This window comes from Citricoccus sp. NR2 (genome assembly GCF_027594385.1).
Lineage (GTDB): Bacteria > Actinomycetota > Actinomycetes > Actinomycetales > Micrococcaceae > CmP2.
In genome coordinates this window covers 900,522-911,631 of sequence record NZ_CP115154.1, presented here as the reverse complement: position 1 = coordinate 911,631, position 11,110 = coordinate 900,522, and the positions used below count along the sequence as shown (strand labels likewise).

General features: G+C 61.2%; 9 protein-coding genes and 2 tRNA genes. 9 read left to right on the top strand and 2 right to left on the bottom strand.

The window, feature by feature from the left end; all coding sequences use genetic code 11:
* Nucleotides 1-244: 244 nt before the first annotated feature.
* The 9 genes from dnaN to O1A05_RS04170 all read left to right on the top strand — a co-directional run bounded on the left by dnaN (nucleotide 245) and on the right by O1A05_RS04170 (nucleotide 9,242).
* Nucleotides 245-1,375 carry a DNA polymerase III subunit beta gene (gene dnaN, locus O1A05_RS04210; RefSeq protein ID WP_270106815.1) on the top strand — a complete coding sequence of 377 codons (1,131 nt, stop codon included), beginning with the start codon at nucleotides 245-247 and terminating at the stop codon, nucleotides 1,373-1,375.
* Nucleotides 1,376-1,402: 27 nt separating this feature from the next.
* Nucleotides 1,403-2,566, top strand: coding sequence for a DNA replication/repair protein RecF (gene recF / locus O1A05_RS04205; RefSeq protein ID WP_270106814.1), 1,164 nt, complete (start codon nucleotides 1,403-1,405; stop codon nucleotides 2,564-2,566).
* Nucleotides 2,559-3,143 (top strand): DUF721 domain-containing protein, encoded by a 585-nt coding sequence (locus tag O1A05_RS04200; RefSeq protein WP_270106813.1) that lies wholly within the window; start codon nucleotides 2,559-2,561, stop codon nucleotides 3,141-3,143. Before recF ends, O1A05_RS04200 begins: the two co-directional genes overlap by 8 nt.
* 289 nt (nucleotides 3,144-3,432) lie before the next feature.
* The gene (gene gyrB, locus O1A05_RS04195; RefSeq protein WP_270107497.1) at nucleotides 3,433-5,487 is read left to right on the top strand and encodes a DNA topoisomerase (ATP-hydrolyzing) subunit B; all 2,055 of its coding nucleotides are present in this window, start codon (nucleotides 3,433-3,435) and stop codon (nucleotides 5,485-5,487) included.
* 134 nt (nucleotides 5,488-5,621) lie between these two features.
* Nucleotides 5,622-8,255: a DNA gyrase subunit A gene (gyrA, locus tag O1A05_RS04190; protein WP_442867679.1), complete on the top strand. Its 2,634-nt coding sequence runs from the start codon at nucleotides 5,622-5,624 to the stop codon at nucleotides 8,253-8,255.
* Complete coding sequence (locus tag O1A05_RS04185) at nucleotides 8,252-8,824, top strand: DUF3566 domain-containing protein (RefSeq protein WP_270106811.1); 573 nt, start codon at nucleotides 8,252-8,254, stop codon at nucleotides 8,822-8,824. The genes gyrA and O1A05_RS04185 overlap by 4 nt, the downstream gene beginning before the upstream one ends.
* 75 nt (nucleotides 8,825-8,899) lie before the next feature.
* A tRNA-Ile gene (locus O1A05_RS04180) sits at nucleotides 8,900-8,973 on the top strand.
* Nucleotides 8,974-9,002: 29 nt separating this feature from the next.
* Complete coding sequence (locus O1A05_RS04175; protein ID WP_270106810.1) at nucleotides 9,003-9,158, top strand: hypothetical protein; 156 nt, start codon at nucleotides 9,003-9,005, stop codon at nucleotides 9,156-9,158.
* A gap of 8 nt (nucleotides 9,159-9,166) precedes the next feature.
* Nucleotides 9,167-9,242, top strand: a tRNA-Ala gene (locus tag O1A05_RS04170).
* A gap of 57 nt (nucleotides 9,243-9,299) precedes the next feature.
* On the opposite strand, the gene O1A05_RS04165 is transcribed toward O1A05_RS04170, so the two are convergent.
* Nucleotides 9,300-10,481 (bottom strand): IS481 family transposase, encoded by a 1,182-nt coding sequence (locus tag O1A05_RS04165; protein WP_270106111.1) that lies wholly within the window; start codon nucleotides 10,479-10,481, stop codon nucleotides 9,300-9,302.
* Nucleotides 10,482-10,849: 368 nt separating this feature from the next.
* Nucleotides 10,850-11,059 (bottom strand): hypothetical protein, encoded by a 210-nt coding sequence (locus O1A05_RS04160; RefSeq protein ID WP_270106809.1) that lies wholly within the window; start codon nucleotides 11,057-11,059, stop codon nucleotides 10,850-10,852.
* Nucleotides 11,060-11,110 lie beyond the last annotated feature (51 nt).

Genomic DNA, 11,110 nt, shown 5'->3' with positions numbered 1-11,110 from the left:
TTATTAACACTACTGAACCTGTTAAACCTCTCCTGAAGAACAATCTCCGTTCAATGCCCAACGCACTCGAAGTTCACTTCCGAACCTTCACATCGACGATGCATGCCCTTTCCACATCCCGAAATCACAAGAACTCTGCATTCGCGATAAGCTGTCCATGGATTTTTGTGCTTCCCGCGTGATCTCGTGAAAACGTCGGAAGTCTCGAAGGACTGTGTACCCGTAGCGAGAGGCAGATACACCCGTGAAGTTCACTGTTGAACGCGACATCCTGACGGACGCTGTCTCCTGGGCTGCCCGCTCGCTCTCGCCTCGTCCTCCTGTGCCTGTGCTCTCTGGTCTGTTGATCACGGCAAAGGACGGGCTCGTGTCCATCGCGAGCTTTGACTACGAAACCTCTGCGCGGCTTGAAGTCGAAGCCGATATTGAGACCGAAGGCACCATCTTGGTGTCCGGTCGTTTGCTGAACGACATCGTCAAGTCACTTCCTGCTGCACCGGTCACCGTGGAAACCGAGGGTTCCAAGGTAGTTCTCACCTGCCGCAGCTCCCGTTTCGCGCTGGCCACCATGCCCGTAGACGAATACCCAACGCTGCCCTCACTGCCGGAGGTCTCCGGCACCATTGACGGCGCAGCATTCGCTCATGCCGTCAGCCAGGTCACGGTTGCTGCATCGAAGGACGACACTCTTCCGATCCTCACCGCCATCAAGGTCGAGATCGAAGGTGACACCATCACCTTCCTTGCCACGGACCGCTACCGACTCTCGATGAAGGAAATCACCTGGACTCCGAGCGATCCGTCGATTTCCACCTCGGTGTTGGTCAAGTCCCGCACTCTGACGGAAGTTGCCCGATCCTTGGCAGGTGGCGGTGAACTGCAGCTGCGCTTGAGCAACGACGGCACCGGACAAGAACTGATTGGTTTCTCCTCCGGTGGACGCCGCACCACCAGCCTGTTGGTGGATGGCGAATACCCGAAGATTCGGGCGCTGTTCCCGGAGTCCAGCCCGATCCACGCCGTCGTCGAGACGTCGCAGTTGGTGGAAGCGGTCCGTCGTGTGGCCCTGGTGGCTGAGCGCAACACTCCGCTGCGCATGGCATTTACCGATGGACAGGTTTCTCTGGATGCCGGAGCTGGAGATGACGCCTCGGCCAATGAGTCGATGCCATGCCAGCTCGATGGCGAAGAAATCACCGTAGCGTTCAACCCCGGGTACTTGAGCGAGGGCCTCAACGTTATCGGATCCGAGTACGTGCGGTTCGCATTCACCTCCGCTCCCAAACCCGCTCTGCTGACCGGACAGAGCGAACAGGACAACGGTGAAGTGGATGACTACCGCTACCTGGTCATGCCGATCAGGATCACCAGCTGAGCCGGCGGGCTCACCTCACTGGATCACGTGCGGATATCCCATCTCTCACTGACGAACTACCGGTCATACACGCAGCTCGATCTCGAACTGCAGCCCGGCACCAACGTGCTGGTGGGCCGCAATGGCGTCGGCAAAACCAATGTTGCTGAGGCCATCGGCTATGTCAGTACGCATCAATCGCACCGGGTGAGTAATGATGCTCCGCTGGTGCATTTCGGGGCTGATCAAGCTCGGATTCGGACGCGGGTTCACCGGGGTGAGCGCGCCGTCGCCGTCGACTTGGAGATCAACCCGGGGAAATCGAACCGGGTAGCCATCAACCGGGGTGCACCGCAGCGGGCTCGTGAAGGACTCGGACTGCTACGGTCGGTGCTTTTCGCCCCGGAGGATCTACAGTTGGTGAACGGGGATCCCGGAGTGCGACGCCGGTTTCTGGACGATCTCATTGTGCAGATGCGTCCGGCCCTGGGTGGGGCGCGCTCGGAATACGATCGAGTGCTGCGCCAGCGCAATGCCCTGCTGAAGTCAGCGCGCACTTCCGGAAAATGGACCGACGAACACGATGCCACCCTGGCGGTGTGGGATGAGCACTTGGCTGTGACCGGTGCCCGGTTGTTGAATGGGCGGCTGCATGTGTTGCAATTGCTCGCCGAACCGCTCGCTGCAGCCTATGCCCATCTTGCGGATGCCAACAAAACTGCTAGTTATCGGTACGACTCCACGGTTGCTCTGGCGGCTGGACAGCACCAAGACATTCCGTCGGAGACGGAGCTGGCCGCGGCGATGCGCGAGGCATTGCAGGGGCAGCATCGGCTTGAGCGCGATCGCGGGGTCACCCTGGTGGGGCCCCACCGCGACGACGTCGTCTTGAATTTGGGTGCGGCCCCGGCGAAGGGTTTCGCCTCGCACGGAGAGACGTGGTCGTTATCGCTGGCACTGCGACTGGCCAGCTATGACGTGTTGGTGGCGGATGATGCGGATGAGCATGCACGGCCACTGTTGATTCTCGACGACGTGTTTGCCGAATTGGATGCCACGCGCCGGTTACGCTTGGCGGCCTTGGCGGACCGCGCCGAACAAGTTCTGGTGACGGCGGCCGTCGCCGAGGATTTGCCGGACGAGCTGGAGGGCCCGCGGTTTTTCGTGCAGATGGACGAGGGTGTGAGCAGCATCGGTGAGTCCGGTGGCTGACCCCGAATCAACCTGGGATCTGCCGGCGGATGAAGCCCCGGCGCCCACCGATGTGGATGCCCCGGCGGTGGCCCTCAACCGGGCCCGCCAGGCGGCACAGGCTGCCGGATTCACGGCGGCGTCGGCAAGCCGCCGCACCCGGAAGTTCACCGGTGACGGCCGGGAAGAGAAACCGGCCTCGCGACGCCGTCGTCGTTCCACCCTTGATGCATCACAACAGGGCAAGGATTCTCGGTTGATTGGCGCCGTTTTTGACCGACTCGTGGCCGAACGCGGCTGGGATGAGCCGGTGGCGGTGGGATCGGTGCTGTCTCGGTGGCCCGAACTGGTGGGACCGGATATTGCCGCGCATGCGCAGGTGGAGGAGTTCGACCATGCGCAGGTGGTGATCCGGTGTGATTCCACGGCCTGGGCCACCCAATTGCGGCTGATGACGCCGACGCTACTCGGCCAGCTCGAAGACAAGCTTGGTCCGGGGGTGGTCCGCGAAATCGTGGTGAAGGGACCCTCGGCACCGAGTTGGAAAAAAGGTCCGCGTTCGGTGCGAGGCCGCGGTCCGCGCGACACCTACGGGTGACCGGCTCAGTGGCCCTGTGGCGCTGTGCGAGGCTGACTCCTGCACAGGGATCCATATGGGCGCGTCTCAGCGCGGGAAAATGGCTGCTACGGGCCCAGTGAGGCATGTTTATTCACCGAGGACCCCAGAAATTCGGGCCAAACCAGACTCGATCGCGTAGAATAGACGAGTCCCAGTGCCACGAATGAGGAGTCGTTGAACCGACGTGTCCGAAGAACAGTCTGATCAGGCATCGCCGTCCGAAATACCCGTTGACCAGGATGCGGTTCCGACCCAGCAGGAATCGGCGCTGAGCAAAGTCGAGCATGCCTACGATGCCGGCGATATCACCGTGCTTGAGGGTCTTGAGGCCGTGCGCAAGCGTCCCGGTATGTACATCGGCTCCACCTCCGCCCGCGGCCTGCACCACCTGGTGTACGAAGTGGTCGATAACTCGGTAGATGAGGCGCTGGCCGGCTACTGCGACACCATCGACGTCACGATTCTTGCCGACGGCGGGTTGCGAGTGTCCGATAACGGGCGCGGTATCCCGGTGGATATGCACCCGACCGAGGGCAGGCCGACGGTGGAAGTCGTCATGACCATCCTGCACGCCGGCGGTAAGTTCGGTGGCGGCGGCTACGCGGTCTCCGGCGGTCTGCACGGCGTGGGTATCTCCGTGGTGAACGCGCTGTCGTCGCGCGTGGACACCGAGATTCACCGTCAGGGCAGCGTGTGGCGGATGAGCTTCGCCCACGGTGGCGTCCCTCAGGGTGAACTCGTGAAGGGTGAGGACACCGATCGCACCGGCACCACCCAAACTTTCTACCCGGATGCCAGCATCTTCGAAACCGTCGAGTTCGACTTCGAGACGCTGCGCGCCCGGTTCCAGCAGATGGCGTTCCTCAACAAGGGACTGCGCATCACCCTCACCGATGAGCGCGAGCTGGAATCCAACGACGTCGCCTCCGATGAGATCGCCGGAGCCAGCAGCGCCGATCAGCCCGATGAGGCCGGGATTGCCGAGGGCGGCGCTGCGGAAGGAACCGCTGAGCGTACCCTGCGCCGGGTCGACTACCTCTACGAGGACGGTCTGCTCGACTACGTCAAGCACCTGAACTCCTCCAAGCGAGCCGAACTCGTCCACGACGACGTCATCGCCTTCGAATCGGAGGACACCGACCAGAAGATCGCCGTCGAGGTGGCGATGCAGTGGACCACCGCCTATTCGGAGTCGGTGCACACCTACGCCAATACGATCAACACCCACGAGGGCGGCACCCACGAAGAGGGCTTCCGGGCGGCGATGACCTCGCTGATCAACCGCTACGCTCGCAACAAGGAACTGCTCAAGGCCAAGGATGAGAACCTCTCCGGTGAGGACATCCGCGAAGGCCTGACCGCAGTGATCTCCGTGAAGCTCTCGGAGCCGCAGTTCGAGGGCCAGACCAAGACGAAGCTCGGTAACTCCGAAGCGCGCGGATTCGTGCAGAAAGTGGTTACCGAGGAACTCGGCGACTGGCTGGAGCGCAATCCGAACCTGGCGCGTGACATCGTGCGCAAGGCCCAGCTGGCCTCGCAGGCACGACTGGCCGCCCGCAAGGCGCGCGACAATGCCCGTCGTAAGTCTCCGCTGGAATCTTTCGGCATGCCCGGCAAGCTGGCGGACTGCTCCTCGAAGAATCCGAACGAGTGTGAGGTCTACATCGTGGAGGGGGACTCCGCGGGTGGTTCTGCCAAGCGCGGGCGCAATCCCGCCACCCAGGCGATTCTGCCCCTGCGCGGCAAGATCCTCAACGTAGAGCGGGCCCGATTGGACCGCGCGCTCGGCAACGCCGAGGTGCAGTCGATGATCACCGCTTTCGGAACGGGCATTGGCGAAGAATTCGATATCACCAAGCTGCGGTATCACAAGATCGTGCTGATGGCCGATGCCGACGTCGATGGTCAGCACATCACCACCCTGCTACTCACCGTGCTGTTCCGGTACATGCGCCCGCTGATCGAGCAGGGCTACGTGTTCCTGGCGCAGCCGCCGCTGTACCGCATCAAGTGGTCCAACGCCCCGCACGACTACGTGTTCACCGACGCTGAACGCGATGCCGCCCTCGAGGCCGGTACTGCCCGCGGCTGGCGCTACCCCAAGGAGAACGGCATCCAGCGCTACAAGGGCCTGGGTGAGATGGACTACAAGGAACTGTGGGACACCACCATGGATCCGGAGCACCGCACCCTGCTGCAGGTCACCATGGATGACGCTGCCGCCGCCGATGAGATCTTCTCCATGTTGATGGGCGAAGACGTCGAATCGCGACGCAACTTCATCCAGCAGAACGCCAAGGACGTGCGCTTCCTCGACATCTGATCGAGCAACCGAAGCCCCACCTCCCCCACGACGAGCATCAAGGACTTTCACGCGTGAGCGACGAACAGACCCCGGACACCCCCGAGGAACCGAACCAGAACCCCCAGCAGCCCGATGACGAGGGCGGCAGCGAGATCGTGGTAGGTTCCCCGATCGACGCCGGAGACAAGGTCGAACAGGTCGACCTGAACACCGAAATGAAGCGGTCCTACCTGGACTACGCCATGGCGGTGATTGTCGGCCGTGCCCTGCCGGACGTGCGCGATGGCCTCAAGCCCGTGCACCGCCGCGTGCTCTACGGCATGTTCGACGGCGGCTACCGCCCCGACCGGTCCTTCAACAAGTCGGCCCGCGTGGTCGGCGAGGTGATGGGCAACTACCACCCGCACGGTGACTCGGCTATTTACGATGCGCTCGTGCGCCTGGTTCAGGATTGGGTGATGCGCTACCCGCTGGCGCTGGGTCAGGGTAACTTCGGTTCCCCCGGTAACGACGGCGCGGCCGCTCAGCGTTACACCGAGACCAAGATGGCCCAGCTGGCCATGGAGATGGTCCGCGACATCGACGAAGACACTGTCGACTTCCAGGACAACTACGACGGCAAGCAGCAGGAGCCCACCGTGCTGCCAGCCCGGTTCCCGAACCTGCTGGTCAACGGTTCCTCCGGCATCGCCGTCGGTATGGCCACCAATATTCCGCCGCACAACCTGCGCGAAGTCGCCTCCGGTGTGCAGTGGTATCTGGAGAACCCCGAAGCGAGCCGAGAAGAGCTGCTGGAAGCCCTCTTGCAGCGGGTCAAGGGTCCCGATTTCCCTACGGGCGCCCAGATCCTGGGACACAAGGGGATCGAAGAGGCCTATCGTACGGGTCGTGGTTCCATCACGATGCGCGCCGTCGTGAATGTGGAAGAGCTCCAGAACCGCACCTGCCTGGTGGTCTCCGAGCTGCCTTACATGGCCAACCCGGACAACCTCGCCAGCCGCATCGCGGAGATGGTGCGCGACGGCAAGCTCACCGGCATTGCGGATCTGCGTGATGAATCCTCAGGCCGTACCGGTCAGCGCCTGGTCATCGTGCTCAAGCGCGACGCCGTGCCAAAGGTAGTGCTGAACAACCTCTACAAGCACACCCAGTTGCAGGAGAACTTCTCTGCAAACATGCTGGCGCTGGTGGACGGCGTGCCGCGTACCCTGTCGCTGGATGGGTTCATCCACTACTGGGTGAAGCACCAGATCGAGGTCATCGTCCGCCGTACCGCTTACCGCAAGCGCAAGGCAGAGGCTCGTGCCCACATCCTGCTGGGTCTGCTCAAGGCCCTCGACATGCTCGACGAGGTCATCGCGACCATCCGCCGTTCGGCCTCGGCCGATGTGGCCCGTGAGTCGCTGAAGACCCTGCTGGAGATCGACGACGACCAGGCTAAAGCGATTCTGCTTATGCAACTGCGTCAGCTCGCCGCCCTGGAGCGCCAGTCGATTCAAGACGAGTACGACGAGCTGCAGGCTCGTATTGCCGAGTACATCGCGATCCTGGAATCCCCCGAGCGTCAGCGCGAGCTGATCTCCGAGGAGCTGCGTGAAATCGTCGACAAGCACGGCGATGATCGTCGCACCGAGATCATGTGGGGCTACGACGGTGATATGTCCATTGAGGATCTGATCCCCGAAGAGGACATGGTCGTCAACATCACCCGCGGTGGCTATCTGAAGCGCACCCGCATTGACAATTACCGCGCCCAGAACCGCGGTGGCAAGGGTGTGCGCGGGGCAACCCTGCGCGGCGAGGACGTCGTCGAGCACTTCTTCACGACCTCCACCCACAACTGGATCCTGTTCTTCACGAACTTTGGTCGGGTATACCGGATCAAGACGTATGAGCTGCAGGAAGCCGGCCGGGATGCGAAGGGCCAGCACGTGGCCAATGTCATGGCGTTCCAGCCAGACGAGCACATCGCCCAAGTGTTGACGCTGCGCACCTACCAGGATGCGCCGTACCTGGTGCTGGCCACGCGCAAGGGTCTGGTCAAGAAGACGCGCCTAGAAGATTACGACACCCCGCGTACCGCCGGGGTCATCGCGATCAACCTGCGCGACGACGACGAAGTGGTCTCCGCTCAGCTGGTCTCCGAAGAGGATGACGTCATCCTCATCTCCCGTAAGGGCCAGTCGTTGCGCTTCACCGCCACCGATGAAGCGCTGCGTCCGATGGGCCGTGCGACCTCCGGTGTGACGGGTATGAAGTTCCGTGACGGGGATGATCTGCTCACCATGGGCGTCATCCAGGACGATTCCTACATCTTCACCGTGACCGACGGCGGCTACGCCAAGCGGACCCAGGCCGATGAGTACCGGGTGCAGAACCGCGGCGGCCTCGGCATCAAGGTGGGCAAGTTTGTCGAAGACCGCGGCGAGCTGGCCGGCGGACTCGTTGCCCAAGAGGATCAGGAGGTCCTCGTGGTGATGCAGTCCGGCAACGTGGTGCGTTCGGCCGTCGAACAGGTTCCGGTGCGCGGTCGCGACACGATGGGTGTCATCTTCGCCAAGCCGGGCAAGAAGGACCGCATCGTCGCCGTCACTCTCAACAACGAGACCGAGCTTGAGCACCCCGAGGAAGAGAACGTCGAAACGGCGGCCACCCAGGAGAACCCCGAGGACGCTCCGGTCACCCCGACGCCCGCATCTGGGGACCAGGCTGGTGCAGATGTGACAGATGGTTCCGGTGCAGTACCCTTGGAAGCTGACACGGACTCTGACGGAGGACAGCAGTGAGCAATACATCCGGCAATTCCAAGCCGTCGCAAGGACAGGCCCCCAAGCGTCCCAGCGCTGCGCGCCCGGGCACGCAGCAGGGCCAGAAGCGACCAGCGGGCGCCCAGGGGAACCGACCTCAGGGTGGTCAGAACCGTCCCAACGGGCAGAAGCCGGGCTCCAAGCCAGGTCAAAAGGGACTGGTGCGTCCGGCCCCGAAGGCCAAGGTTCGTAAGGCACGCCTGCTCGTCGCCCGCGTTGACCCGTGGTCAGTACTGAAGATGTCGTTCCTGCTCTCCGTGGCACTCGGTATCGTCACCGTGGTGGCCGGTGTCGTGCTGTGGATGGTGTTGGATCTCACCGGAATCTTTGACGATGTCAACGCTCTGCTGGGCCAGATCCTGGGTACCGAGGGCGGCGGGCAGACCATCCAGGAGCTGGTGACTCTGGGTCAGGTGGCCTCGATGTCCACGATCATCGCGGTGATCAACGTCGTAGTGCTGACCCTGCTGTCCATGCTGGCAGCGGTGCTATACAACATCTCGGCATCGCTCGTGGGCGGCGTCGGAGTCACCCTCACGGATGACTGATCCGACTCGATTTTGACCAACGGAATTTCTACGGTAATGTTGGTTCTCGTCTTGAGCTGAGAAGTTCAAGGTGGAGGGCGTATAGCTCAGGCGGTTAGAGCGCATCGCTGATAACGATGAGGTCCCAAGTTCAAGTCTTGGTACGCCCACTCACTCCACACGACACCAGGAGGTAGCGGTGAAGAAATCACTGATCGCCGCCGCGGTGAGTGCGGGAGTGGGGGTCGGCATCGGGTTCTTCCTCTGGAAGGACAACGAGCGGACCAAGGGAGTCTGGTCAGACGCCACGGATTCCCTCGACACCGGCAACACGTCGGAGTTGACACACAACTGAATACCCACGGGGGCATGGCGCAATTGGTAGCGCATCTGCTTTGCAAGCAGAGGGTTAGGGGTTCGAGTCCCCTTGCCTCCACCACTGTAATGTCCTGGGACATCGTGCAAACGATGTCCCAGGACATTAGTGTTTTTGGGGTCACTTACTCAGGCGTTTGGTGGGTTTCTGATAGTTCTTTGAGACGTTTATTTCGAAGTATCTGAGGATCTCGCCAGTTTTTCGGTGAATGACGGTGATCTCGCGGTCATCGACCATCATTCGTACCGGGATGCCTGAGTAAGTGGCCCCCATTCCTAAGTGACGGAGCTTTCCGTCGTAGCGGATAGTGAGCTTGCCGAACTTGTCCACGGTGTCGTTTCTGATTCGGTAGTCCTCTTGAGGTTGTCGCACCGGTGTTGCTTTCGGCAGAGCCGAATAGACGCTGGCCGGAGTTTTTCGCTTGATCGCTCGATGCGGTCTGTCATGGTTGTAGATCTGCTGAAACTGAGTGAGTTGTTTGTTGAGTGTTTGTACCGATCTGGCCCTGGGTTGAGCTCGTAGCCACTGCTTGAGGGTCCGGTGGAAGCGTTCGATCTTTCCCTGCGTTTGCGGGTGGTTCGGGGACCCATTGATCTGCTGAACGTCCCACCGATGGAGGAGCTTTTCGAATTGGTTCTTTGCGGGGTCTTCGTTGCCAGCGCGTCCTGCGAACCGAGTTGTGAAGACCAAGCCGTTGTCGGTGAGTGATTTCTGAGGGCGTCCGTGTTCTTCGCAAGCAGCGCTGAATTGCTCGACGACGTTGCGCACTGTCACGCGGCGGTAAGCGCGCAGGCTGATGAGGAATCGTGAGTGATCGTCGATGAAGTCCAGTACCTCGGTGTCTGTTCCATCGGCGAGTGTCCAATGGGTGAAATCGGCTTGCCACATCTCGTTGGGTAGAACGGCGACAAACCGATTCAATGAGGAATTAGGACGTTTCTGCGGTTGATCGATCACAGCGTTGGCTTGGCGCAGAATTCGATGCACGGTCGATCGTGACGGCACCAGAATGCCTTCGTTTTCTAAGTAGGCGCGAATGGAATCTGCGCCAGCGTCTAAGCCAGTGCTGACGAGATCGCTCCGTAGCTGCAGGATACGGTCCCGGGTCTCGGGAGGGGTTTGGTTTGGTGATGTCAGCGGTCGCTTTGACCGAGATGCGAAAGCGTTGTCTCCTTCTTGGAGGTAGCGGCGGACCAGAGTTTGTACCCATCGTTCAGTCACATTGAAGTGCGCTGCGGTTGCCTTGGTGGACATGGACCCTTGCGTGACGGCCAGGATGATGGCCTTATTTTTTACTTTCACGCGTTTCAGCCTGAACGATGTCTCAAGACATCTGATGAGGGCCTGGGTGTCGAACGATGTCTGAGGACATTAGGTGAAGGATCTCTGCCTAGTTACGGGTGCCTGGCCCGGTGGTCTTGGAAAGCGAAGGATGTCTCAGGACATGGGTGAACGATGTGTTGAGATCACACACCCTTGCCTCCACCACCGGAAGTCCCGGATCATCGGCAACGATGATCCGGGACATTCGTTTTTTCTGGCTACCTTCTCTTTGGTGCCGCGCATTTTCTGGGGATACAGAAATGGCGACTGCGGGGTGCTTTCAAGGGGACGCCTCGGAGTACTCAGATGTGGGTTATGTGCCAAAACGTGTGCTTTTTTGCGGCGTGTCATCGTCGTGAACGACCGGCCCAGCCCTGCTGAATCCCGTTGCCGTCCTCAGCGCTGAACGCAATGTCGTACAAAGCCGGCGCCCCACGATCCTCACTAGTAGCCTCGGCAGGCTTCACCGCTGGTTGGTAGTGCTCTTTCCTCACGAGCTCCCACGGGTCTTTCGGGTGTTCGGTGAGGAAGTAGAAATACCAGCCCAGGATCTTCATCGCGTACTCCGGGCTCGTCCCACGGTGTTGAAGCGCCCTGGGTTTCGTTCC